General features: G+C 68.6%; 19 protein-coding genes. 11 read left to right on the top strand and 8 right to left on the bottom strand.

The window, feature by feature from the left end; all coding sequences use genetic code 11:
- Positions 1-9 precede the first annotated feature (9 nt).
- The 3 genes from ACFTSF_RS21540 (at position 10) to ACFTSF_RS21530 (ending at position 3333) form a co-directional block, all read left to right on the top strand.
- On the top strand, positions 10-1056 hold the full coding sequence (locus tag ACFTSF_RS21540) for a Gfo/Idh/MocA family protein (protein ID WP_380155447.1): 1047 nt from the start codon (positions 10-12) through the stop codon (positions 1054-1056).
- 11 nt (positions 1057-1067) lie between these two features.
- Positions 1068-2063: a Gfo/Idh/MocA family oxidoreductase gene (locus tag ACFTSF_RS21535; RefSeq protein ID WP_344145790.1), complete on the top strand. Its 996-nt coding sequence runs from the start codon at positions 1068-1070 to the stop codon at positions 2061-2063.
- 124 nt (positions 2064-2187) lie between these two features.
- Positions 2188-3333 carry an acyltransferase family protein gene (locus ACFTSF_RS21530; RefSeq protein ID WP_380155445.1) on the top strand — a complete coding sequence of 382 codons (1146 nt, stop codon included), beginning with the start codon at positions 2188-2190 and terminating at the stop codon, positions 3331-3333.
- Here ACFTSF_RS21530 and ACFTSF_RS21525 read toward each other — a convergent pair.
- Genes ACFTSF_RS21525 through ACFTSF_RS21515 form a run of 3 tightly spaced genes read right to left on the bottom strand, consistent with a single transcriptional unit; the run spans position 3311 to position 7508 of the window.
- The gene (locus ACFTSF_RS21525) at positions 3311-4648 is read right to left on the bottom strand and encodes an aspartate aminotransferase family protein (RefSeq protein WP_380155444.1); all 1338 of its coding nucleotides are present in this window, start codon (positions 4646-4648) and stop codon (positions 3311-3313) included. The two genes, ACFTSF_RS21530 and ACFTSF_RS21525, sit on opposite strands and share 23 nt — an antisense overlap.
- Positions 4645-5967 carry an aminotransferase class III-fold pyridoxal phosphate-dependent enzyme gene (locus tag ACFTSF_RS21520; protein ID WP_380155443.1) on the bottom strand — a complete coding sequence of 441 codons (1323 nt, stop codon included), beginning with the start codon at positions 5965-5967 and terminating at the stop codon, positions 4645-4647. The genes ACFTSF_RS21525 and ACFTSF_RS21520 overlap by 4 nt, the downstream gene beginning before the upstream one ends.
- Entirely contained in the window at positions 5964-7508 is a 1545-nt protein-coding gene (locus ACFTSF_RS21515; RefSeq protein ID WP_380155441.1) for an aldehyde dehydrogenase family protein, read from the bottom strand. The genes ACFTSF_RS21520 and ACFTSF_RS21515 overlap by 4 nt, the downstream gene beginning before the upstream one ends.
- A gap of 323 nt (positions 7509-7831) precedes the next feature.
- Here ACFTSF_RS21515 and ACFTSF_RS21510 point away from each other — a divergent pair, with 323 nt between their 5' ends.
- Positions 7832-8296 carry a nitroreductase family deazaflavin-dependent oxidoreductase gene (locus ACFTSF_RS21510; protein WP_380155439.1) on the top strand — a complete coding sequence of 155 codons (465 nt, stop codon included), beginning with the start codon at positions 7832-7834 and terminating at the stop codon, positions 8294-8296.
- Here ACFTSF_RS21510 and ACFTSF_RS21505 read toward each other — a convergent pair whose 3' ends face one another.
- Positions 8297-10030, bottom strand: a complete 1734-nt coding sequence (locus ACFTSF_RS21505; protein ID WP_380155437.1) for an L-aspartate oxidase — start codon at positions 10028-10030, stop codon at positions 8297-8299. It abuts the gene before it with no gap.
- Positions 10031-10192: 162 nt separating this feature from the next.
- Here ACFTSF_RS21505 and ACFTSF_RS21500 point away from each other — a divergent pair, with 162 nt between their 5' ends.
- Both ACFTSF_RS21500 and ACFTSF_RS21495 read left to right on the top strand, forming a co-directional pair.
- Positions 10193-11509, top strand: a complete 1317-nt coding sequence (locus tag ACFTSF_RS21500) for an NAD(P)/FAD-dependent oxidoreductase (protein WP_380155436.1) — start codon at positions 10193-10195, stop codon at positions 11507-11509.
- Between the two features lie 24 nt (positions 11510-11533).
- A complete protein-coding gene (locus tag ACFTSF_RS21495) occupies positions 11534-12313 on the top strand; it encodes an arginase family protein (RefSeq protein WP_380155435.1) in 780 nt (259 codons plus the stop codon).
- Here ACFTSF_RS21495 and ACFTSF_RS21490 read toward each other — a convergent pair.
- Positions 12310-13521: an ROK family protein gene (locus tag ACFTSF_RS21490; protein ID WP_380155433.1), complete on the bottom strand. Its 1212-nt coding sequence runs from the start codon at positions 13519-13521 to the stop codon at positions 12310-12312. The genes ACFTSF_RS21495 and ACFTSF_RS21490 overlap by 4 nt on opposite strands.
- 40 nt (positions 13522-13561) lie before the next feature.
- On the opposite strand from ACFTSF_RS21490, the gene ACFTSF_RS21485 reads away from it, so the two are divergent.
- From ACFTSF_RS21485 to ACFTSF_RS21475, 3 genes are read left to right on the top strand one after another with little or no spacing between them, the layout of a single operon-like run.
- Positions 13562-13996, top strand: a complete 435-nt coding sequence (locus ACFTSF_RS21485) for a hypothetical protein (protein ID WP_380155432.1) — start codon at positions 13562-13564, stop codon at positions 13994-13996.
- A gap of 36 nt (positions 13997-14032) precedes the next feature.
- A complete protein-coding gene (locus tag ACFTSF_RS21480) occupies positions 14033-15826 on the top strand; it encodes an ABC transporter ATP-binding protein (protein WP_380155431.1) in 1794 nt (597 codons plus the stop codon).
- Complete coding sequence (locus ACFTSF_RS21475) at positions 15819-17600, top strand: ABC transporter ATP-binding protein (protein ID WP_380155430.1); 1782 nt, start codon at positions 15819-15821, stop codon at positions 17598-17600. The genes ACFTSF_RS21480 and ACFTSF_RS21475 overlap by 8 nt, the downstream gene beginning before the upstream one ends.
- Here the strand turns inward: ACFTSF_RS21475 and ACFTSF_RS21470 are convergent.
- Together ACFTSF_RS21470 and ACFTSF_RS21465 are read right to left on the bottom strand one after the other, a co-directional pair.
- The gene (locus ACFTSF_RS21470) at positions 17591-18190 is read right to left on the bottom strand and encodes a dihydrofolate reductase family protein (RefSeq protein ID WP_380155429.1); all 600 of its coding nucleotides are present in this window, start codon (positions 18188-18190) and stop codon (positions 17591-17593) included. The two genes, ACFTSF_RS21475 and ACFTSF_RS21470, sit on opposite strands and share 10 nt — an antisense overlap.
- A gap of 14 nt (positions 18191-18204) precedes the next feature.
- A complete protein-coding gene (locus tag ACFTSF_RS21465; protein WP_380155428.1) occupies positions 18205-18804 on the bottom strand; it encodes a dihydrofolate reductase family protein in 600 nt (199 codons plus the stop codon).
- Between the two features lie 117 nt (positions 18805-18921).
- On the opposite strand from ACFTSF_RS21465, the gene ACFTSF_RS21460 reads away from it, so the two are divergent.
- A complete protein-coding gene (locus ACFTSF_RS21460; RefSeq protein WP_380155427.1) occupies positions 18922-21708 on the top strand; it encodes an ATP-binding protein in 2787 nt (928 codons plus the stop codon).
- 169 nt (positions 21709-21877) lie between these two features.
- Complete coding sequence (locus tag ACFTSF_RS21455) at positions 21878-23917, top strand: HelD family protein (protein ID WP_380155426.1); 2040 nt, start codon at positions 21878-21880, stop codon at positions 23915-23917.
- Here ACFTSF_RS21455 and ACFTSF_RS21450 read toward each other — a convergent pair.
- Positions 23894-24772, bottom strand: coding sequence for a DUF2797 domain-containing protein (locus ACFTSF_RS21450; RefSeq protein ID WP_380155425.1), 879 nt, complete (start codon positions 24770-24772; stop codon positions 23894-23896). The two genes, ACFTSF_RS21455 and ACFTSF_RS21450, sit on opposite strands and share 24 nt — an antisense overlap.
- Positions 24773-24799 lie beyond the last annotated feature (27 nt).

The raw sequence follows: 24799 nt of genomic DNA, 5'->3' as shown, positions 1-24799 counted from the left end.
CAAAACCCCATGACAACGTTGTACGTTGGTGCGCGGCCGGTGCTGGTGAGCCGGACGACCTCGGGCTGGAGGAAGCAGATGCCGAACCCCCTCAAGATCGCGACCCTGGGCTTCTGGCACGTCCATGCGGGCGACTATTCGCGGCAGGCGCAGGAGCATCCGGGTACCGACCTCGTGGCGGTCTGGGACACCGACGTCGAGCGCGGCAAGGCCGGTGCCGAGGCCTTCGGAGTCGCCTACACAAGCGATCTGGACGCCCTGCTGGCCAGCGACATCGACGGTGTGGTGATCACCACCGCGACCGACGAGCACCGCGACCTGATGGTCAAGGTCGCGCAGGCCGGTAAGCACATCTTCACCGAGAAGGTGCTCGCGCCGACCGTCGCGGAGGCCGAGGAGATCATCGCCGCGACCGACGACAACGGTGTCAAGCTCACCGTCTCGTTGCCGCGACTGGCACACGGCTACACCAACGCCATTCGCGAGGTGCTCGACAGCGGACGGCTCGGCCAGGTGACCTATGCGCGAGTCCGGCTCTCGCACGACGGCGCGATTGGGCGGGACGGCAAGGACGGCTGGCTGCCGCACCGGTTCTTCGAGCCGAAGGCCGCGATCGGGGGAGCGCTCACCGACCTCGGCTGCCACCCCGTCTACCTGACTCAGCTCTTCCTCGGCGCCAACATCGAGACCGTCAGTGCGACGTACCGGTCGATCGCGGGCCTCGGCCTGGAGGACAACGCGGTCGTCGTGGTCGGCTATCCGAACCAGACGATCGGCGTCATCGAGGCCGGCTTCGCCAGCCCGAACCCGTTCACGATCGAGATCTTCGGGACCGAGAGCACGCTGACCTACACCGATGCCGGCAACGTGCTGAAGGTCGGTGGCGAAGAGGTCCCGGTGCCCGAGCACAGCCTGGACCCGTTCGGTCAGTGGGTCGAGCACATCACCAACGGCACCCGCGCGGACGACAACATCAGTCGCGCCCTGGAGCTGACCCGGCTCGTCGTCGCGGCGAATGAAGCCGCCACCACCAACACAGTCGTCGCCTACAGCTGAGGAGATCACCCATGCCCCAGATCAAGGTCGGTCTGATCGGCGCCGGCGGTATCGCATCCGCGCACATCAAGGGCTATGCGGCGCACGCGGACAAGATCGGTATCACGGCGGTCGCTGATGCGGTTGAGGAGACCGCGAAGAAGCGTGCGGCCGAGCTCGATGCGACGCCGTACACGGACTATCGCGAGATGCTTGCGAACGAGGAGCTGGACGCGGTCGACATCTGCCTTCCGCATCACCTGCACCGGGACGCGATCGTCGCGGCCGCTGAGGCGGGTAAGCACATTCTGTGCGAGAAGCCGCTGTGCCTGAGCGCTGAGGAGGCAGCCGACGTACGGCGTGCTGTCGAGGCGAACGGCGTCACGCTGATGTCGGCGCACAACCAGCTGTTCATGCCGGCCGTCGCGAAGGCGAAGGAACTCCTCGAGGCCGGCACGATCGGCACGGTCTACGAGGTGCGGACCACGGACAGCTTCTACAACGACTTCGACCCGAGCTCGATGGGCTGGCGGGCCAGCAGCAAGACGAGTGGCGGTGGCGAACTGATCGACACCGGCTACCACCCGACGTACCTGATGCTGCACCTGGCCGGCGGGATGCCGGTCGAGGCGACCGCGATGCTGTCGACGCACCGCCTGAAGTTCATGGAGGGCGAGGATTCCGCCCAGGTGCTGATCCGCTTCGACAACGGAGTCGTCGGTCAGTTGGTGACGAGCTGGGCCTACCAACCCGCCGGTTCCACCGAACGGTTCTCGGCCGTCGGCGAGCTGGGCTCACTGCACAGTGACGGTACGTCGCTCACGTACCAACTGCGGTCGGGCGAATCGGAGACGTTCGAGCTCGAACCGGTCGACACCTTCGTCGCCGAGATCGAGCACTTCGCGGACTCCCTGATCGGCAAGACCCGGCCGCTGCACACCGAGGTCGAAGGCATCGCCGTACTGGGCATCCTGCTCGCCGCCTACGAGGGCGCCCGCAACAAGACGATCGCCCCCGTCATCAGCTGAACACGGAGACCGGGTGTCAATCTCAGGAGTGACACCCGGTCGGCGCGGCTCACTCGTTGCGGTGACCACGGTGGGCACCTGACGGCGATGTGGCGGCAGGGGTCCGGTAGCGATCGTCGAAAGCATGACGATCAGTCCATCGACCGAGCTCGATCCCGGCGTCTCGCGGCAGTCGCTGAGCCACGCCGAGTACCTGGCGCTCAAGCGGTTCCCGGCCCTCGATGGGCTGCGTGCGATCGCGGCGCTGATGGTCGTGGTCTTCCACAACCAAGGGCCGGATTGGCTGCAGGGCTGGATCGGCGTGCAGATCTTCTTCGTGATTTCAGGCTTCCTGATCACCACGTTGATGCTGCGCGAAGAGGATCGCGCCGGGCAGATCTCGTTCAGGAAGTTCTACGCCCGCCGCATCTTCCGCATCCTGCCGGTGTATTTCGTGCTGCTCGGGGTGACGCTGGTCGCGCAGTTCTTCCACGGAGACCTGACCAAGAGCCCGCCGGGATCTGAGCTGCCGATGTACCTGTTCTTCTTCAACGAATTCGGCCACGGCGGCGCCTACGGGCAGTCCTGGTCACTGGGGATCGAGCAGAAGTTCTACCTGTTCTGGCCGCTGCTGGCCTTCTCCGCCGTCCTTGTGCAGCGCAAGGCGAAATTCGGCGGCCGGATCGGCCTGACGCTGGTGCTGATGGCGATCCTGCTCGCGATAGTGCCGCTGTCGATGGGCAGCGACCCGCGCGGCTGGAGCGTGCACTACTTCTCGATCCTGGTCGGCTGCCTGGTCGCGATCCTCATGCACAACCCCCGGACCTACGCGCTGTTCAGGCCGCTCACCCGGCCATGGGTCGCTTGTACGGCGGCCGCGGCCTTCCTCGTGATCCATGCGACCGTGCAGTTCTGGGCCGCGTTCATCGAGAAGTACCAGCTGGCCGGTGAGGTCCCCGGCTTCATCGCGGTCCCCCCGCCGTACGTCGTACTGGTCGGGTTCCTGCTGTTGCCGGCGCTGCTGGCCAATGCCTTCCCGCAGCGCTTGCTGTCCACGCGGCCGTTCGTGTTCCTGGGCGAGCGGTCGTACTCCATCTACCTGGTGCAGTTGATCGCACACGGCGCCGTGGCGGGGATCTATCTGCTCTTCGGCGCCAGTCTGATCAAGACCCCTGTGCCGTGGCTTCCCGTGACACTGATGTCGATCGTGATGGCCCACCTCTGCTACCGCTGGGTGGAGAAGCCGATGATCACCGTCGGCAAACGCTTCATCGGCCGCCGGATGGCCTGACCCGGCTGATCTCCCGGATTGCTGCGGCCGAACCGCTCACGACCTCGGTCACCTCCGCCGGGCTGATCACCAGGGGCGGCCCGAACACCAGCAGGTCGCCCGCTGTCCCGTTCGCACAGCCGGTGGAGTGGTACAGCAGCACCCCACGCTCCTTGGCAGCCGCGACGATCCGCTCGGCCACACGCTCGTTTCGCGCGAACGGAACCTTGGTCTCGCGGTCCGCGACCAGCTCAACCGCCCACAGCAAACCGCGGCCGCGGATGTCGCCCACGTGCGGGTGGTCAGCTAGCTCGGCGCGTAGTTCGGCTCCCAGTTGTTCGCCGCGGTGGGCGGCGGCGTCGACGAGGCCGTCGCGGCTCAGGATCTTCAGTACGGCGAGTCCGGCCGCGGCTCCGACTGCGTGGTGTGAGTAGGTGAAGCCGTGGACGAATCCGGCGCGCTGAACCGTGTCGTGCACCTCGCCACTGGCGACTGCCAGCCCCAGCGGCCAGTAGCCGGAAGCCGCTCCCTTGGCCGCCACCAGCAGATCTGGGCGAACACCCCAGTGGTCACAGCCGAACCAGCGGCCGGTGCGGCCGAAGCCTGTCATGACCTCGTCGGCGATCACCAGAACGCCGTACCGGCGGCAGACTGCTGTGATCGCCGGCCAGTAGTCGTCCGGCGGCACGCACGCTCCCAGGGCTGCACCGGCGATCGGCTCGGCGATGAACGCGGCCACGTTGTGCGGGCCCTGGGCAACAATCTCCTGCTCCAGCGCCTCGGCGTGCCGGGCGCCGCACCCGTCCGGATGGCTGTCGGGGAACGGGCAGCGGTATTCGTACGGCGAGGTGGTGTGGGCCGCGGCACCCAGCCACGGCAGGTACGGCGCTCGTAGCCCGTCGCGACCGGAGACGGAGAGCGCTCCCCGGGTGTTCCCGTGGTACGCGCCCGTCCGGCCGATCACCACCGACCGATCCTCACCGCGGGCGAGGTGATAGGCCCGGGCGAGCTTGAGCGCGGTCTCGACGGCCTCGCTACCGCCCGACACCGGGTAGATGTACGGGTCATCCACCGGAAGCAGCGGCCCCAGCATCTCGGCGTACCCCTCCAACGCCGTTGATTTGAAGGCTGAGCCGTGCACGTACGCAACCTCGCGTGCCTGAGCTGCGATGGCGTCCGCGACCTCGGCCGAACCGTGCCCGATCCCGACCACGATCGCCCCGCCTGCGGCATCGAGATACCGCCGGCCGCTGGTGTCGAACAGTTCGGCACCGCGGCCGCCGGCCACGACCGGAAGGTCGCGACCAGCGGCACGGGAGAAGACGGAGCCAGTCACCCAGCGACCGCTTCAGCAAACAGAGAGAGCGCGATCTCGGCTTCCTCAGCTGTCACGACGAGCGGGGGAGAAAGCCGGATAGCGCTCTCTCCACATTCCAGCACCAGCAGTCCACGCTCGAACGCCCGCTGCTGTACGGCGGCCGCGTCGGCCGCGGTCGCGAACTCGACGCCGATCATCAGGCCAACGCCGCGGACATCCACGATCAGCTCCGGGTGCTCCGCCTGGATCTTGGTCAGCCCGTCGATGAGCAGCCGGCCGATCTCGGTCGCGTTCTCCATCAGGCGCTCGGACTTGATCACCTCGAGCGTCGCCAACCCGGCCGCGCACGCCACCGGACTACCGCCGTACGTCGAACCGTGGGCGCCGGCCGGCCAGCTTTCCATCAGCTCGGCCCGCGCCATGAACGCGCCGAGCGGGAGCCCGGACGCGAGCCCCTTCGCGGTGATCAGGATGTCGGGCTGAACCCCGGTGTGCTCGATCGCCCACATCTTGCCGGTCCGCCCGGCGCCGGACTGGACCTCGTCGGCGATCAGCAGGATGCCGTGCTTGTCGCACAGTTCGCGCAGCCGCGCCATCCAGCCCGCGGGCGGGACCAGATAACCGCCCTCGCCCTGGATCGGCTCGACGAAGATCGCGGCCACCTCGTCCGGAGAGACCTCGTACCGGAAGAGCGTGTTCTCGAGGTGCTCAAAGGTGCTGTCGTCGCCGAACGGCGCGTGCAGTACGCCGGGCAGCAGCGGCCCGAATCCCTTGTGGTACTTGGATTTCGAGGCAGTCAGCGTGACCGCGCCCATCGTGCGGCCGTGGAAGGCGCCGTAGAAGCTGATCACGTACGGGCGCTTGGTCGCGTACCGGGCTAGCTTCAGCGCACCCTCGACCGCCTCGGCGCCGGAGTTCGACAGGAACACCCGGACCGGGCCGCTGATCGGCGCAGTGGCGGCGAGGGCAGCGCACATCTCGGCGTAGATCGGCAGGAAGAAGTCGCTCGCCGAGTAGTGCAGGAGCTCACCAGCCTGCTCTTGCACAGCGGCGGTGACCCGCGGGTGGCAGTGGCCGGTCGAGTTGACCGCGATGCCCGCGTTGAAGTCGAGGAAAAGGTTGCCGTCGACATCTTCGATGACACTGCCGTGACCGCGGCGCGGAGCCAGCGGGTAGGCGCGAGGGAGGGAGCGGCTGGTGACCGCGAGATCGCGCTCTACCGCGGCGCTCGACAGCGGTCCGGGGATCGCCGTCACCAGGTCCGGGACCGGTCGACCCTCGGGCAACCACGCGGGTTGCTGGGCCTGGGTCTGCTCGTTGATCGGGGTCTGAGTCATCGGGCTACCACCGTTCGGGACTGTTCGCGGAGGAACTGCTGGACGTAGTACAGGCCGCCACCGGCCTTGCCGGAGCTGCCGGATCCCTTCCAGCCACCGAACGGCTGGACACCCGGCCACGCACCGGTGGTCGCGCCGGCCGCGCGGTTGACATAGACGACTCCGGCCTCGATCCGGTCGAGGAACGCGTCGACCTCGGAGTCGTCGGCGGAGAAGAAGCCCGCGGTCAGACCGAGTTCGGTCGCGTTCGCGAGTTCGATCGCTTCGTTGAGGGAGTCGACCGGTTGGACGGCGACGAACGGTACGAACAGTTCGTCGGTCAGCAACCGGTCTCCCGCCGGGAGGCCGGTGACCACGGTCGGCTGCACGTAACGGCCCTCGATCACCGCACCACCCGCGACCACCTGGCCGACACTCGCGGCGTGCGCGGCGGCATCCTTGAACCGGGCAACGGATTCGTCGTTCACCACCGGCCCGACGAACACATCACGCTCGGTCGGATCACCGACCTTCAACTCGTTGGCCCGAGCAGCCAGGCCGGCCACGAACTCGTCGTACACGCCACGTTCGACGTACACGCGCGAGCACGCCGAGCACTTCTGCCCCGAGAACCCGAACGCGGATCGCGCGATCCCGGCGATCGCGGTCGGCAAATCGGCCTTGGCTGACACGATGGCCGGGTTCTTGCCGCCCATCTCGCAGACGACCGGCTTCGGGTACGGCGTCGGGAAGCTGCGGTAGATCTCCATCCCGACCTGGAATGAGCCGGTGAAGGTCAGACCGTCGACACCCGGGTTCGCGACCAGCGCCCGGCCGACCTCGTCGCCACCGGGGATCAGCTGCAGGGCATCGCCCGGCAGACCCGCGTCCTGCAGGCATTCGTACAGCTTGACCGCGGTGAACGTTCCCTGCGGGCTCGGCTTCAGGACAACGGTGTTCCCCGCGACCAGCGCGCCACCGGCCGGTCCCGCGGCCAGCGCCATCGGGAAGTTGAACGGGCTGATCACGCCCCAGACGCCGTACGGGCGCAGGACGCTCGTCGTGCGTTCCTGGTCGGACAGTCGTTCCATCGGCTGGACGAAGCCGTCATTGGCGCTGAACTGCTTGCAGTAATAGCGAATCAGGTCCGCGGACTCCTCGACATCGCCGAGTGCCTCGAGGCGGTTCTTGCCGACCTCCATCGACATCAGAGCTGCGAGTTCGTTGGAGCGCTCACTGATCAGGTCCGCGGCGCGCAGCAGGATCTCGACCCGCTCCTGCCACGGCCGACCCGACCACGCCGGTACGGCGTCGGCTGCGACCCGGACCGCGGAGTCGACCTCGGCCGCGGTCGCGCTGTGCACGGTGCACAAGGTGAGCGCGGCGTCGCCCGCACTGGTGATCGTGAAGGTGTCCTGGCCAGAGAGCGGTTTCCCGCCGACGAAGCCGGTGAGCTCGGCGCCGAGCCAGTCCTTCGCGGTGGCGAGGCCTTGTTCGTACGCGGTGTGCAGATCCTCGTTGTCTGCGCTGAGGGTTGCGTAGGTCACGCGAAATGTCGTCATGGGCTTCCTTCCGAGACGCACTGGGGTAAGGCGGTGCCAGAAGAGGGGCAGGCGGCAGAACGCGCGCATGCCAAAAGCCACCGAGAGCATCGGTGGCAGCGGGTGGAGAACCTACCCGGGGGGAAGAATCGTGAGCGGCTTGAGGGAGCCCGGAGGACGCATTGGCCTCGCTCTCCCTTCGCTCACGGTGGACTTGCTACGGCCCTTTCTACCATCCGGTCTGGCCGCGCGCCGATGCGATCTTCATCACCAAGCGGTCGGCTCGCAGAGATGATCAGGAATCAAGAAGCCCCGGGAGGGCAGCCGAATCTAGCGTTCCAGCTATGGAGAAAACGAGCACCCAAGAACGCAGGCCGGGAACGCCGGGAGCGCTCTCTCGCTGGTTCCAGCGGAAGATGAACGACCGGGCCACCCGCAAGATCCGCCGCGGTCGCGCCACCATGATGGGGATGGATCTGCTGATCCTGACCACGGTCGGACGCCGTACCGGCCTGCCCCGGGAGAACCCGCTCGCCTGGTTCGCCGATGGACCGGATTCGTGGTTGCTGATCGCGTCCGGCGGTGGGAGTCAGCACCCCGGCTGGTTCGCGAATCTGCTGGCCAACCCGGCGGCGGCGACGATCGAACTGCCCGGTCGCGGCGTCCTGCCGGTGACACCTGAGCGGCTGACCGGATCGTCGTACGACGCGGCCTGGGCCTCGGTGGTCGAGGCCCAGCCACGGTTCGCGAAGTACCAGGAGAAGTCGGACCGGAAGTACCCGGTCGTCCGGCTCACCCCGCGCGGGTGATCACTCGACGAGCTTGCCCTCGGTGGAGATGTCGTCGCGCATCAGGGCGCGGATCTCGGCCGGGATCGCGGGGATGCGCTCTCTCGTGATCTCGCCGGGACCGGACCAGACGAGGTTGACCTGCAGCGACTCGTCGAGGTCGGGGTAGTCGGAACGGTTGTGGCACCCGCGCGACTCCCGCCGTTCCAGCGCGGCGTCGAGCGTGGCGCGCGCGGCGAGCGCCGACGACTTGAGGTCGAAGGCGTGCGCCAGGTCCTGGAACCCCGCGATATCGGGGTGGACGCCGATCTGCGCCGTACGCGCCTCGATCTCGCCGAGCTCAGCGATCCCGGCCAGCAGACCGGCCTCGTCGCGGACGACGCCGGCGCGGGCGGTGAGAGTGTCGCGGAGCGCTCTCTGCAGTGCCCGCACGTTCTCCGGTCCGTCGGCCGCGAGCAGCCCGTCCACCTCGGCCCGCGCCTCACCGACAATCTCGGCAGACCGCTGCTGGGACTCGCGATTGACCGAGTACTTCGCCGCCTCCTCACCGACGATCCGCCCGAACACCAGGAGCTCGATCAACGAGTTCCCACCGAGCCGGTTCGCGCCGTGCAGACCGCTGGCTGCCTCGCCGAGCGCGTACAGACCGTCGACGCCGGTCGAGTGGTCCTCGGCGCGCACCCACACGCCGCCCATCGAGTAGTGCGCGGTCGGCGCGATCTCGATCGGCTGCTGGGTGATGTCGAGCATCTGCAGTTCGAGCAGGGTCTGGTAGACCCGCGGCAGGCGCTGCATGATCGTCTCGCGCGGCAGGTGGGAGACATCGAGCCAGACCCCACCCTTCGGCGTACCGCGGCCTTCCTTGATCTCCGTGTACGCCGCCAGCGCCACCCGGTCGCGGGTCGACAGCTCCATCCGCTCGGCGTCGTACCGGGCCATGAAGCGCTCTCCGAGCGCGTTCCGGAGCTGACCGCCCTCGCCACGGGCGGCCTCGGACACCAGCGTCCCGGCCGCGTTCTCGGGCTCGAGCAAACCGGACGGGTGGAACTGGACGAGCTCGGGGTCGCGGATCCGTCCGCCGGCCGTGACCGCGAGGCGGAACGAGTCGCCGGTGTTCTCATCGCGGCGCGACGACGTCCGCCGCCAGATCCGGGTGTGCCCACCGGCCGCGAGGATCACGGCGTCGGCGTGGATGACATAGCGCTTACCGGTGTCGAGATCGAATCCGTATGCGCCGAAGACCGTGTTGTCCCGGACCAGGATCCGCGTCACGTAGACGTTGTCGAGGATCGGTACGCCGAGCTGGACCGCGCGATTCACCAGTGTGCGCTGGATTTCCAGGCCCGTGTAGTCGCCCGCGAACGCCGTCCGGCGGTAGGTGTGCGCGCCGAAGAACCGCTGTGAGATCCGCCCATCGGCCTCGCGCGCGAACGGCATCCCGTAGCGCTCCAGATCGGCGATGCCTTGCGCCGCACCCTCGGCGACGATCCGGACCGTGTCCGGGTTCGCGAGCAGGTAGCTCTCCTGGAGGGTGTCGGCGGCGTGCTGCTGCCAGGTGTCCTCGGGATCCATCGTGGCCAGCGCGGCGTTGATCCCGCCCGCCGCCAGCGAAGTGTGCGCGTCGTTCCGTGGGCGCTTGCCCAGGGCAAGGACTTCGACACCGCGTTCGGCCAGCTCGATCGCGGCCCGGAGGCCGCCACCGCCGGTTCCGATCACCAGGACGGAGGTTGCGATCTGCTGCTCGGCCATCGTCATTGACGGTTCTCTCCTCAGGCTCATCGGCTCTACTAACCACTTGACCACGCAGATTCCGGATCTGTGACTCGCCGACGGGTAACCGCAGTCACATCGGGGGTGTGAGTTGTCACAATGAGGCCCTCGACGCTGTCATAGCTGGTGAGAGAACGGAGAACAGCGGTGCGCAGAATCGTGGTCGTCGGAGGTGGCTATGCCGGCTTCTACACGGCCTGGAAGCTGGAGAAGAAGCTCCGCCGCGGCGAGGCCGAAGTGATACTCATCGATCCGCGGCCGTACATGACCTACCAGCCCTTCCTGCCCGAGGTGCTGTCCGGTTCGGTCGAGGCCCGGCACGCCGCGATCTCGTTGCGCCGCAACCTGCGCCGGACCCGGATCATCGCCGGTTCGGTGACGAGGGTCGAGCACGCCCGCCGTACTGTCACCATCCACCCCGTCAACGGCGAGGACTTCGAGCTCGGGTACGACGTGATCGCGGTTACCGCCGGTGCGATCACCCGCACCTTCGACCTCCCCGGCATCGCGGACCACGCGATCGGGATGAAGCATGTCGAGGAGGCCGTCGCGGTTCGCGACCGGCTGCTCACCGCCTTCGACGAGGCATCCGTCCTACCCCCGGGCCCGGTACGGCGCCGCCTGCTGACCGTGGTCTTCGTCGGCGCGGGCTTCAACGGGGTCGAGAGTTTCGGCGAACTGCTCTCGCTGGCCAACAGCCTGCTCAAGTCCTACCCCGGACTGAGCCGCGACGACCTGTCCTTCCACCTGGTCGAGGCGACCCAGCGAATGCTGCCCGAGGTGACCGACGGTCCACGTGCGTGGGTCCGCCGACTGCTCGAGGGCCGGGGCGGTCACCTGCACCTGGAGACCACGGTGACGTCCGCCGTCGACGGTCACGTCGTTCTGTCCGATGGGTCCGAGTTCGACGCGGAGCTGATCGTCTGGACAGCCGGTAACGCCGCCACCCGGTTGGTGCGCGGTCACACCGACCTCCCGGTCACCGCGCGCGGCCTGATCCAGACCCGCCCCGACCTTCGCGTCGGAACCGACGACGAGATCGTGCCGGACGCCTGGGCCGCCGGTGACGACGCCGCGATCCCGGACCTCGCCGTACCGGGCTCCTTGACGGTTCCGAACGCACAGAACGCCGTACGGCAGGGGAAGTTGCTCGCGAAGAACCTGCTCGCGAACCTGCGCGGCCGAGAGCCGAAGAAGTACCTGCACCACACACTGGGCGCGGTGGCGACACTCGGGCTCGGTACTGGCGTCTTCCAGTTCCGCCGCATTGTGGTGAAGGGCCCACTGGCCTGGCTGATGCACCGCGGCTACCACGTCCTCGCCGTACCGACCTGGGACCGCAAGGTCCGCGTCCTCGCAGTCTGGCTGGCCGCCGCCGTCTACGGCCGCGACATCGTGTCCCTGGCGTCAGTCCAGCAACCCCGAGCAGCCTTCACCACCGAAGCTGACCGAACCGGCGAGTGACCCCTGGCGTGTTTTGATGCCGGGATGGTGACGGTGCTGGAGGTTGGGCAGTGGCAGGGGTCTAGTTCGCCTAAGGCTTTGGGGTTGGTGGAGGGGGCTCGGTGGGCGGGTGGGTTTGTGCCGGGGGAGCGGGTGGTGGTGCCGGTGCGGGGAGACGGTGGTGTGTTTGGCGAGGGTGTGAAGGCGCTTGACGTTCTGGTGGAGAACGTTGGGTTGGTGCGGGAGGCGCTGGCTGTTGGCGATGGGCCGGTGGTGACGGTTGGCGGGGATTGTGGGGTCGACCTGGCGCCGATCGCGGCGGCGCGGGAGCGGTACGGGGATGAGCTGACGGTGTTGTGGCTTGATGCTCATCCGGATGTGAACCGGCCGGAGACGCTGCCGTCGGGGTCGTTCCACGGGATGGTGGTGGCGACGTTGCTCGGGGATGGCGCGGCGGCGTTGGTGCCGGAGCATCGACTCAAGCCGGAGCAGGTGATTCTGGTGGGGGTGCGCGCTTATGAGCCGGGGGAGCGGGAGTACGTCGAAAGCAGGGGAGTGCGCCTGTACGGCGTACCGGAGTTGGAGCGCGCGGTCGACGGGATCAGCGGACCGGTCTATGTGCATCTCGACCTGGATGTTCTGGATCCGGAGCACTTCGACTCGGTGAGCTATCCGGTGGCAGGTGGGGTAACGCCCGACCGACTGGTTGAGTTGTTGCGGGCCGTTGGACCTGTGGTCGGCGGAGCCATCACCGAGTATGTGGGCACCGGCGACCCGAAGGACGCGGCGGTCATCCGTCGACTGGGTGCCGCACTGGTCGGCTAGGCGCCTGGTACGGCGAGGAGGTCGGCCAGGACTGTGTCGAGCGCCATCCGGGCTGCGCCTAGCGCGACGGAGTCGGCGCCCATGGTCGACGTGATCACCTCGATCGGGACCAGGGCCAGGCGGGCCAGTTCGCGACGGAAGGGTTCGGCGATGATCGCGCCGCCGCGCGACATGCCGCCGCCGAGGACTACTACCTCGGGGTCGACGGCCAGCGCCAGGACAGCGGCGCCGCGGGCCAGCACCTCCGCGAATTCGATCAGCACGCGCAGACTCTCGGGGTCCTGAAGTGCTGCCGAGGCGATAACCAATTCGCCCTCACGGCCTGACGGCAGGCCGGCTTCGGTGGCGAGCTGGGCACCGCGAGCGTGCAACTGATCGACCGCGGCCTCCCAGCCGAGTGCCGGCCAGGTACCGATCTCGCCAGCGGCGCCGTGAAAGCCCTGATGGACCTGCCCGTTGATCAAGACGCCGGCGCCGGCGCGGTGGCCGGCGAACATATAGACCATGTCGCGATGTCCCTGGGCCGCACCCTTCCAGTGCTCGGCGAGCGCGGCGAGCTTCACGTCGTTCGCCACAGCAACCGGTACGCCGAGTCCTGTCGACAGCTCGGCGGCCACATCGACGTCGGGGAATCCGGGCAGCGAGTAGACCGCCAGTCCGGCACCGATCGGGCCCTTGCGTACGTCGTGCACGCCCTCTCCAGCCCGGAGAGCACCGGTCACTCCGCAAGCGGCGCCGGTGATTTCGTGAGGATCGAGGCGCGCCTCTTGCCAGGTCGCGCGGGTGACGTCGATGGCGATCTTGATGCGGGCGGTTGCGTCCAGCCCGGGGTCCAGTTCGACGCGCTGGGTCGCGAGGGTGTTGCCGCGGAGGTCGGTGACGACGGCCATCGCCTTGTGTGCGCCGATGTCGATGCCACTCACGTAACCGGACTCGGCGCGGAAGCGGAAGTGGCGAGCCGGACGCCCGGCGGAACGAGTGGTGGAGGCCGGCTGCCGCGGTGCCGCGGTCTCCTCGACGCGGCCGTCTGCGATCAGACTGGCGAGCAGGTCCTCGGCGGTCGGGCGCGAGACGCCGACGACGGCTCGTAGGTCGCGCGGAGTCAGGGACTCCGCTTGGAGGAAGGCATCCAGAGCCGCCGCCAGGTTCAGCTTGCGCAGCAAAGAGGAGTCGCCCATCCGGCCGCCATCGGCTTTGTCCTGACTCACCCCCTGAGGATACGGGCTGCCGTTCCAGTAGTTTGAAGCTGTGGAGGACCAGACGAGTTGGCGCGAACGGCGTCGCGAGGCGTCCGTCGAGCAAGCAGCGGCGCTGGAACGGCGGAAGGCCGCGGAGTCGGCGCAGGCGCGTGAGCTGCTGATCGCGTTCGTGCGCGAACTGCAGGACCGTGGTGTGGCGGCTGAGGCGTTGCGGGCGCAGGTCATCGGGTCCGGCACGAGCTATCGCACCGGGATCAGCGGGTGGTATCTGCGGAAGAACCGCTCGGTCGGCGTCGACACCGAGGCCAACTTCTACATTCTTGGGACGACCGCGAGCCTGGCCGCGCGAGTGACCGGCGTACGGGTGTTGCCGTCCGATCCGCCGTTGGTGGTCGGTCAAGGTGGACGTGATGGCGAGTCGATCAAGCTCGCCGACCTGCTCGAGATGCGTCGGGCCGAGTTATTCAAGTTGCCAAAAAAATAGTGCCGAGTGTCGGCGCGGCCGGTTACCGTCTGTCGAGTGCTGACTCTGCTGAGATACGGGATGCGCGTCGCGCCGGGGAGTACGGCGTTGACGGTGGGGCTGACCGTGCTCGGATCGGTGCTCGGGATGGCGGTCACGCTGCTCACCGGGCAGGTGGTCGGCGCCGTACCGGGGGTGGTCGCAGGGTCGGCCGGGGCGATGTCGCTGTGGGCCTTCGGGTGGCTGCTGGCGGCGATGCTGGTCGTGTTCGTGCTCGAGAGTCTGGCGCCGGCGATGCACCGCGTCACGGCGACGCTGCTCGAGGCGGCGGTCGTCCGCGAGATCGGGATCGGGATCACCGAGCCGCTGTTGCGGCCGCAGCGGATCGAGCACCTCGAGGACGGTGAAGTCCTCGACGTCCAGGAACGGGCGAAGGGCAAGGGCGGCTTTCACCTCTCCCAAGGCATGTCGCAACTGCCGTGGCTGCTCGCGGCCCGCGTCACCATGATCGGGTCCGCCGTGATCGTCGGGCTGATGTTCTCCTGGCTGGTCGCCGCGATGCTGGTCGCGGTGACGTTGCTGCTGGAGTGGCACCAGGGCCGGATGATCGAGGGCGAGATCGACATGTGGTGGGGCAACACGGAGGAGCAGCGCCGTGCCAACTACGTCTTCGACCTCGGTATGAAGGATGCCCCGAAGGAGCTGCGGGTCTTCGGCCTCCATCAGTGGGTGGTGCACCGCTACGTCCACGAGTGGACAGCCGGGTTCCGGGCCGTCTGGGCCAAACGCGGCAAGAACGTCGTCTGGTCGATCGCGATGGGCCTTGTCCGGCTGGCCGCGGACGGCTTCGCGATCCTGCTCGTCGGTCGCGCCGCATTGGCCGGTGACCTCCCGCTGACCCAGGTCGCGACCGCAGTGCCGGCGATCTTGGCGATCGGCGTCTCCGGCAGCGGGTACGGCGTCGTCCAGATGCGGCGCGGATTGTCGGCGTACCGGGCGATGGTGGCGCTGCCGGAAACGATCGCCACCCGGCACCCCGAGCCGGTAGTCACGACGCAGCACAGAACAGAGACGATGCCGGCGCGTGAAATCCGGTTCGAGAAGGTGAGCTTCCACTACCCAGGCTCGGACAACTACGTGCTCCGGGATCTCGACCTGACGATCCACGCGCGGGAGGCGTTGGCGCTGGTCGGGATCAACGGCGCCGGGAAGTCGACGCTGGTGAAGCTGCTCGGTGGGGCGTACCGGCCGACGAGCGGGCGGATCCTCATCGACGGGGTCGATCTGGCAGAGCTCGACCTAGGCGCGTGGCAGCGGCGGATCGCGGCCATCGTGCAGGACTTCCTGCGCTTCCCGCTGCCGGTGACGGACAACGTGGAGTTCGGCGCGGTCGAGCGGGCCGGTGACCAGGCGGCGCTGGCGAAGGCGGCACGGGAGTCCGGTATCGAGGACGTGGTCGGCGGGCTGCCTAAAGGCTGGGAAACCGTGCTGGACAAGGCGTTTGACGGCGGTGTCGATCTGTCCGGTGGCGAGTGGCAGCGCGTTGCGCTCGCGCGGGCGTTGTTCGCGGTCCATGCGGGTGCCGGAGTGCTCGTCCTGGATGAGCCGGCGGCCGCGCTGGATGTGCGGGCCGAGATCGAGCTGGTGGAGCGGTATCTCGAGCTGACCTCCGGAGTGGCGTCGCTGATCATCTCGCACCGGTTCTCCGTCGTGCGGAACGCGGACCGGATCTGTGTGCTCGCCGACGGACACATCACCGAAGACGGAACGCATGAGCAGCTGCTCGCGGCAGAGGGGACCTACGCCAAGATGTTCCGGTTGCAGGCCGAGAGGTACGTGACCGATGCGTAGCCTGCGGATCGGCCGGCTGTGGCTGACGACGTCGTTCCGGGCGGCGCCGGTGCTGATGGCGATCTCGACCGTGCTGGTCGCGGCGCGGGCGGTGACGGCGCCGGCTCAGACCTATGGCATCAGCCTGCTGGTCGATGGCCTCAGCGGAGACCGGTCGAACACGATCGCGCTCGGCGTGGCGATCATCGTCGGTGGTCTGGCCGTCTCGTTCCTCGCCGACGTGGTCGGCTGGCCGGTACAGGAGACAGCGCAGGAGCGGATGGCCGGGAAGGTGCATGCCGACCTGCTGGACGTGACGACCGGCATCCCTGGGCTGACCCATCATGAGCGGCCCGATGTGGCCGATCGGCTGGAGCTGGTGCGGGAGCGGGCCTGGCGGATGGGCGTCGGCTCCGAGGTGCTGCTGTGGGTGTTCGGCACAGTGACGAACACGGTCACGGTGCTCACCTTGCTGGGCTCGGTGCACCCACTGCTGTTGCTGCTGCCACTACTCGGTACGTCGCGGATCTGGTCGGCGTACAAGGGGAGCATGCGGGAGGAGAAGGCCTACGAGGACTCGCTACCGCACGAGCGGTTGGCGGATCGGCTGATCGAGGTCGCCAAGGATCCGCGGACCGCCCTCGAGCTGCGGGTGTTCGGGTTGGGCAAGATCTTGATCGAGCGGATCTCGGCGTTGCAGGCCGAGCGGTTCAAGCTGCAGGTCGCGGCGGTGAAATGGAGTGGGAAGGTCGACGGCGCGGTGCGGCTCGGGTTCGCGCTGGCCTATGCCGCGGCGATCGTCTGGGTGATCTCGCGGGCCCGCAACGGCCAGGCGTCGGCGGGCGACGTCGTACTGGTGCTGTTGTTGGCGCCGCAGGTCGATCAGATGACCGGCGGGATCGCGCAGAACATCTACTGGGTTGGTGAAGTGGTCCGGAGCTTCAGTCGTTACGACTGGCTGCGGGAGTACGCGAAGGACAACTCCTGGCGATCGAGTACGACGCCCGCCCCGGCCAAGCTCGGCTCGGGAATCGAGCTGCAGAACGTCGGATTCGCCTATCCCGGCGGCGAATCGCCCGTGTTGAGCGAGGTGACGCTGAAGATTCCGGCCGGGTCGGCGGTCGCGCTGGTGGGGGAGAACGGTGCAGGCAAGACCACGCTGGTGAAGTTGCTGGCGCGGATGTACGACCCGACCACCGGGCAGATCCGGATCGACGGGGTACCGCTGCCCGAGGTCGATCCGGAGGACTGGCGGTTGCGGATGTCGGCCGGGTTCCAGGACTTCGTGAAGTTCGAGTTCCTGGCTCGCGAGGTGGTCGGGATCGGCGACCTCACCCGGCTCGACGACGAGGACGCGATCCGGGCGGCCGTCGTACGGGGTGATGCCGAGTCGGTGATCGCCGGGCTGCCGAAGGGCTTGGACAACCAGCTGGGGAAGAAGTTCGAGGGCGGTGCCGAGCTGTCCGGTGGCCAGTGGCAACGACTCGCGCTGGCGCGGGCGTTCATGCGGGAGAGACCGCTGCTGTTGCTGCTCGACGAGCCGACAGCCGCGCTCGACCCGGAGGCCGAGCACCGGCTGTTCGAGCAGTACGCCGAAGCGGCGCGGATCGCGGGCACCGAGACCGGCGGGATCACCGTGCTGGTCTCGCACCGCTTCTCGACCGTGCGGATGGCCGACCTGATCGTGGTCCTGCACGAGGGACGGATCGAGGAGGTCGGCACCCACGAGGAGCTCGTCGCGGCGGGCGGCCGGTACGCGGAACTGTTCGAGCTACAAGCCCGCGCCTACCGCTGAACCGGGAACACGAGGTGGGTGACCTGGTCGCCCTGGATGCAGGTCGTCGGGTTACCGAGCAGGACCTCGGCGGAGACTTCGCCGAAGAACGGCCGGTTTCCGGCGCCCATCACCACGGGCACCAGGTCGACGGCCACTTCGTCGAGCAGCCCCAGGTCCAGGCACTGCCGGGCGATGGTCCCGCCGGTGACCGAGACGATCCGGTCCCCGGCGAGCTTCTGCGCCTGGGCGATCGCAGCCTCCACACCGTCGGTCACGAAGAAGAACGGTGCGTCCGGGTGGGCCTCGATCCAGTCCGTCGGCACCCGGTGGGTCACCACGACGACGGGGACGTCCAAGGTGTGCCGCCCCTGCCAGCCGTGAGCCACGTCGAACAGCGTTCGGCCACAGACCAGAGCGCCGAGAGACGACACCCACCGGCGCAGGTGCTCCGCACTCGTCGGGCTGACGTGGAGAGTGAAATCGCCGGCCGGGGTCGGGACGGCGACCTCGCCGTTCTGGAGCCAGTCGAACAACCGGCCGATGGAGTTGTCCTGCTTGGCGACGTAGCCGTCGAGCGACATGTTCGCCTGTGCCTGCACGGTGCCCATGGGAGGTTCCTTTCTCAGCTGCGCTGGCGGTCGTAGAGGAGGCAGAGGGTTCCGCTCTCGCCGGGCGTGCTGTCAACCAGGGTCCACGAGCCGGGGACCAGGGTGGTGTCGAAGAGCGGCGTGCCGCCGCCGACGAGTTCCGGGCAGAGGGTGATCGAGAGGCGGTCGAGTTCGTCGGCCGCCAGCAGAGCGCGGATCACGCTGGCGCTGGCGAGCACGATGATGTCGCCGCCGGGCTGGCCGCGGAGCTCCTTGACCGCGGCGGCCGGGTCGCTGGCGGTGATCCAGCTGTTCTGCCAGCCGGCGTGCTCGAGCGTGCTGGAGAAGACGACCTTCTCGACCGCGTTGAGCCAGCGGGAGAACTGCCGGCTCTGCTCCGGCGCGCTCTCGTCATCGGCGACGGTCGGCCAGTAGCCGCCGAAGCCCTGGTAGTTCTTGCGGCCGAGCAGCACAGTCGTGGCCGGGGCGGTGACCCGGATCATGTGGTCGAGCGTCACCGGGGTGGCCGCGTGCGGCACGATCCAGCTCATGTCGAAGTCGCCGCCGGGGCCGTTGACCCGGCCGTCCAGCGACAGCGAAATGTTTCCGACGACGGTACGACGAGGGTTGGTCATCTCGGTTCCTTTCCTGCAAGGGCTGATGTCTCAACTCTCGGTGTCGACACCGGCCCGGGTCGTCACCAGAACTGGTGACTTCGCTGCCGCGCTCCCCGGTGATGCCAATATGGGCTCATGCCGTCGCCTGTCATCAGTCCCGTCCTGGTCGGCCGGACGGCCGAGCTGGCGGCGATCGAGGCGGCGTACGGCCAGGTTCGGGCTGGTGAATCGACCACGGTGCTCGTCACCGGCGAGGCTGGTATCGGCAAGTCCCGGCTGGTGTCGACGGCGACCGGCCGACTGACGGCTGAGCCGCTGGTGTTGCGCGGCGGTTGTCTTGAGCTGGGGTCCGGTGGGACGCCGTGGTTGCCGTTCGTCGCGGTGATGCGGGAGCTGCGCCGGGCTTGGGGTCCGGAGCGGTTGCGGGCGGAACTGCCGGCGGACGGTACGGCGCTCGCCGACTGGTGGCCGGAACTTGGGCTGACCCGGGCCGATGGCGGGCAGGTGCGGCTGTTCGAAGAGGTCCTGACGTTGCTCGACCGGGCGGCACGGGATCAGCCGGTGGTGCTGGTGATCGAGGACCTGCAGTGGGCGGACATGTCGAGCCGCGAGCTCTTCGCTTACCTCGCGCGGAACCTGGCCGACCGCCCGGTCCTGCTGGTCGGCACGATTCGGTCCGGCGAACTCACACCCGGTCACCCGACCCGGCAGTTGCTGGGCGAGCTGGGTCGGCGCGCGGACGTCGTACGGATCGAGCTCGTGGCGCTCGAGCGGCGTGAGGTGGCGGCGCTGCTGACCGCGATCGAAGGACGGCCGGTCGATCCGGTCGTGGCGAGTGAGATCCATCGGCGCAGTGACGGGAACCCGTTGTTCGTCGAGGCTTTGAAGTCGAGCGGCTCCGCCGCTGGTGGTGGGTTGACTGACCTGTTGCTCGACCGGGTTGCGGACCTGTCGCCGGATGCGCGGCACCTGCTGGCGGCGATCGCGGTGGCCGGGGCCGAGGTGCCCGACGTGATCCTGGCTGACGTTCTCGAGCGGCCGAGTGACGAGGCGCTGCACGAGCTGGTCGAGCGGCACCAGGTCGTCGTACGGGACACGGTGTACGCCGTACGGCATGACCTGATCAGGGAGGCCGTGTACGGCGCGCTGCTGCCGGGCGAACGTCGTCGTCTGCATCGCCGCTATGCGACCGCTATCGACAGTCGGGACACCGACGGCGACTACCAGGCTGCTGCGCTGGCTGAGCACTGGCAGGCCGCAGGCGAGTTGGAGCGCGCGCTGATCGCGGCTTGGCGAGCAGCTGCGGTCGCTGGGCGGCAGTTCGCGTACGACGATCAGCTGAACCTGCTCGAGAAGGCGCTGACGCTGTGGCCGGAGGTCGAGAGCCCGGAAACGCTGACGGGCGTCAACCGGGTGGATGTGCTGGCCGCCGGGGTCGAGGCTGCCTACTCGGCTGGGAAGGCCGAGTGGGGCGTACGGCGATCGCAGGAGGCGCTGGCCGCCATGGACATAGCCGACGAGCCGACTCGGGCGGCGCGGTTCCTCGGACTGCAGGCCCTGTTGCAGAACCGTCTGGGGCTGTCCGGGGTGGAGAGTCTGGAGCGAGCGGTCGCGCTCGTGCCGCCCGGCGCAGACGACCTGTTGCGCAGCCGGCTGCTGGCCTGGTTGGCCTTCTTGCTGTGCATCGCGGAGGACACGGGACGCGCTGGGGTGCTCGCGGCCGAAGCCTACGAGCTGGCCGATCAGCTCGACGACGACGGGCTCCGGGCTGCTGCTCTGCTGCCGGCCGCCTATGTCGACGACGCCTTGTGGGATGGCGACTCCGCGCTCGCGCTGTACACCGACTGCGAAGAGCTGGCGCTGCGCGCGGGCGATCATTCACTGTGTCTGACGGCGATCCAGTGGAGCACCATCGCACTGGTGCAGGACGCCCGGTTCGAAGCGGCGGTGCAGGTCACCACCCGTGGCCGGCAGTTGGCCGAAGGCTGGGGCCTGGCCCGGTCCCGCGGCAGCATGCTCGCCCAGAATCGCGCGTACGCGTTGTTCCGCCTGGGCCGCTGGGACGAGGCGCTCGATGTCGTCGACGACGCGCTGGCGGACGCACCACCACTGCGCTACGTGGCCGCCCTGCACTTCGTGGCAGCGCTGATCGCTGTCCGGCAGGGCCGCTTCGAGCATGCCAACCGCCTGCTCGACGAAGTAGGGCACGATGACCGCCAGCCGTTCGTGGCCATGATGCTGATCATCCGGATGACCATGGCGACGCTGCAGGGCAACGACCAGGCGATACCGCACCTGATCGACCAGGGCATGGCCTGCTCGATCTGGAGTGGGTACGAAGCCAGCTGGTTCGTGCTCGCGGTGGCGCAGACGGGTCTGCACAGCGCCCTGCCCGCCGCGCGGAAGCTCGTCACGCCCGAGGCGTACCGAAGGGACGTCCCGGCCGCCGTGATGTCCTCGGCCGAGGCGTTCGAACGCCCGACCGCGGAGGCCTGGCGACGTGCGGTCACGGCCTGGCGGCAGGCCGGCGATCGGTACGAACTCGCGGTCGCGCTGACCGAGTTGGGCCGGTCAGAACTTGCCGAGCGCAACGAACGGATCGCCCGGGAGACCCTGGCAGAGGCTCGGGTGGTCGCGGCCGAGCTGGGCGCGGAACCGCTGCTCGCGCGGATCGGCGTACTGGCGGACCGGATCGGGCTCGGGGCGGATCCGCGGCCGGTGCGAGCGTTCGGGCTGACGGCTCGGGAGCTCGAGGTGCTGCAGGTGCTGGCGCAGGGGCTGTCGAATGCCGAGATCGCGCGGAAGCTCTTCGTGTCTGGGAACACCGTGGCGACCCATGTGGCCCGGGTCCTGCGGAAGTTGGGGGCCGCGTCGCGGACCGAGGCATCGGCGATCGCGCACCGCGAGGGACTGCTGAATTAATTCGGTGGCAGCGCCTGGGGACGGCTGGTAATGTCGCCCGTCTGCCTTTTCGGGTGACTTGTAGCACTGAGTGAAGGATCGAATCGAACCGGACATCTTCCGGGGCGGGACCCTTGGTGGTCGCCCGTCGATCTGTCCGTTCTCCTTCACTGAAACGAGGCAATCTTCGATGCAAGAGCTCGATTCCGAGCGTGCGGTGCTCGCCGAATCCAAGGCCGCGCTGGCCCGGATGTACGCCGATGTACTGGTCCGCGACATTCCCGTCATCGGGGGTGAGGACAACGACGAGCGGTTCACCAACGAAGCGAACCAGCGCGCACACGAGCAGCGGACCCTCGCGCTGGTCGACCTTCCCGACGTACCGCTGTTCTTCGGCCGGCTCGACTACGAGCACGGGACGATCGACGGGATCGACCGGATCTACATCGGCCGCCGGCATGTGCACGACGGCAGTGGTGAGCCGATGGTCATCGACTGGCGGGCGCCGGTCTCGGTGCCGTTCTACCGGGCCACGCACAGCGATCGGCAGCGAGTGCTGCTGCGTCGGCGGTACGGGTTCTCCGACAGTGCGGAGCTGACCGGCTTCGAGGACGAGCCGATGCTCGGGCCGGAGGCACACGATCAGGGTGACGCCTTCCTGCGGGCCGAGATCGAGCGGCCGCGTACCGGGCCGATGCGCGACATCGTCGCCACCATCCAGCCGGAGCAGGACGACCTGGTCCGGGCGCCGCTGAACCCGTCGATCTGTGTCCAGGGCGCGCCCGGGACCGGGAAGACCGCGGTCGGTCTGCACCGCGTCGCCTACCTGCTCTACACCGAACGCGAGCGGCTCCGGCGCGGCGGTGTGGTGATCGTCGGACCGAACCGCTCGTTCCTGGCCTACATCCGCAAGGTCCTCCCTGCGCTGGGCGAGGTCGACGTCCGGCAGATCACCATCGAGGAGCTGATCACGCACCCAACCGACGCGACCGACGGTCCGGAGACCGCGCGGATCAAGGGCAACGAGCGGATGTCCGCCGTACTGGTCCGGGCCTTGTGGTCCTTCGTCGGTACGCCGGCCGAGGGGATCCTGTACAGCAAGGGCGCACAGCGGTTCCGGGTGCACGACTACGAGGCGCAGGAGATCGTCGCCGCGCTGCGCGGATCGACCGGGTACGCCGCTGGTCGCAATGCGCTCGCGCAGCGGCTCGCCCACGCCGTACTCGTGTTGATGGAACAGCGGGGTGACTCGCCGGACGACCGCGTGCAGAACGCGGTGGCGCGGTCGAAGCCGGTGCAGGCACTGGTGAATTCGGTGTGGCCGAAGCTGGTCCCGGAGCAGGTGTTGCATCGGATGCTGTCCGATGCCGAGTTCCTGGCCGAGGTCGCGGGCGACGATCTGACGGCCGATGAGCAGGCTGCCCTGCTGTGGGCCAAGCCGGCGCGGTCGTGGAAGTCGGCGAAGTGGTCGTCGGCCGATGCGGTGTTGCTGGACGAGCTGGACGACTTGATCGAGCGGCGGTCCGGTTCCCTCGGGCATCTGGTGCTGGACGAGGCGCAGGACCTGTCGGCGATGCAGTTGCGCGCCCTCGGCCGCCGCTGCCGCACCGGCTCGGCCACGGTGCTCGGAGACGTCGCCCAGGCGACCACCCCGTGGGCGGCCGGAGCATGGGACCGCGTCCTCAGCCACCTGGACAAGTCGGACGGCCGGGTGGTCGAGCTGGATCGAGGCTTCCGGGTGCCCGAACAAATCATCAAGTTCGCGGCCCGGCTGCTGCCGGTCATCGCCCCGACCCTCGGCGTACCGACGGGCGTCCGAACGGTGGCGGACGCCTTGGCCGTTGTACGAACCGCGGAGGAGTCGCTCGCCGACGCCGTGGTCGAGTCCTGCCGCACCGCGCTGGCCGGTGAAGGTTCGGTGGCGTTGATCGCCGCCGATGACCAGATCGGCGCACTCCAGGCCGAGCTGGTAGGCGCCGGCCTGGAGGCCGGCCTGCTGGGCGACTCGGAGGACTCAATGGAGGCGACCCGCCTCGTCTGCGTCCCCGCAACCCTCGCCAAGGGCCTCGAGTTCGACACAGTCGTCGTGGCCGAGCCCGCCCGCATCGTCGCCGCGGAACCCCGAGGCCTACAACGCCTGTACGTCGTACTGACGCGAGCCGTGAGTCGGCTGCATCTCGTGCACTCGGAGCCGCTGCCGGAGGCGCTAGAACAGGGCGTCCTGCGGTAACACGGGCGCGGCGATTGGTTCGGTGGGGGCGGTGAAGGGGCTGCCGGGGTCGGCTGGGGTGAGGGGCCAGCCGGAGAGGAGTTGAGTGTCGGCCAGGACGAGGCCTTCGGGGGTTTCGAGGTAGAGGTCGCGGGCGATCTGGCAGGTGATGCGGCCAGCGATGACGGCGTACGGCGTGAGTGCGGTCAGCGTGTGAGCGGGCTGGATGCCGTTCGCGGGGAGGCCGTACGTCGGGGTGTGGTCGATGACGTCCAGTCGGCGGAGGGTTTGGCCGGCCGGCCAGTCGAGGGTGGTGACGTTCTTGGCGAGCGTTTGGAGGTCGTCGGCGCGTTCAAGACTGGTGGGCGGGTCCAGGCGGGCGGTGCGCTTGGTGGGGGAGGTGACTCGGTCGGTGACGCCGAAGGCGGAGGTGAAGAGTCGCTCGACGCGGCGGGCCGCGGCCAGGGTTCCGCTCGACAGGAAGGCGGAGCTGAGGGCGCCCTGCTCGAGGAGGCGGGCTTGGCCGCGGTCGGCGGCGGTGATGCCGATCTTGACGCGGCTGCCGTGGTGGGCGAGGTAGACGGCGAACTCGCGGGGGTCGTCGAGGCTGGTGTCAGCGGCGATCGAGTAGGACCGGTCCATCGTCTGGCATTCCGGACAGAGCGGCCCGTGGACGGTGGCGGCGAGCGGGGTCCTGGTCGGGCAGCCGAGGCGTTTGCCGTTGCGCCAGATGCCGATGCACTGGCGGTCTTGCCCGGTGGCGAAGGCGATCTCGTCGCCCAGCCGGAGCGGGGTTCGCGGGGTGGCGGCGGACCACTCCAGCTGCGGGAGGCCGTCGTTCCAGACCAATCCGGCCACGCGCGCAGGTTCGCTCATGGGCGCTGACTCTAGAGGGTGCCTCCG

The sequence above is a fragment of the Kribbella sp. NPDC056951 genome (genome assembly GCF_042674205.1).
GTDB classification, from domain to species: Bacteria; Actinomycetota; Actinomycetes; order Propionibacteriales; family Kribbellaceae; genus Kribbella; species Kribbella yunnanensis.
This window is presented reverse-complemented; position numbering and strand designations above follow the sequence as displayed.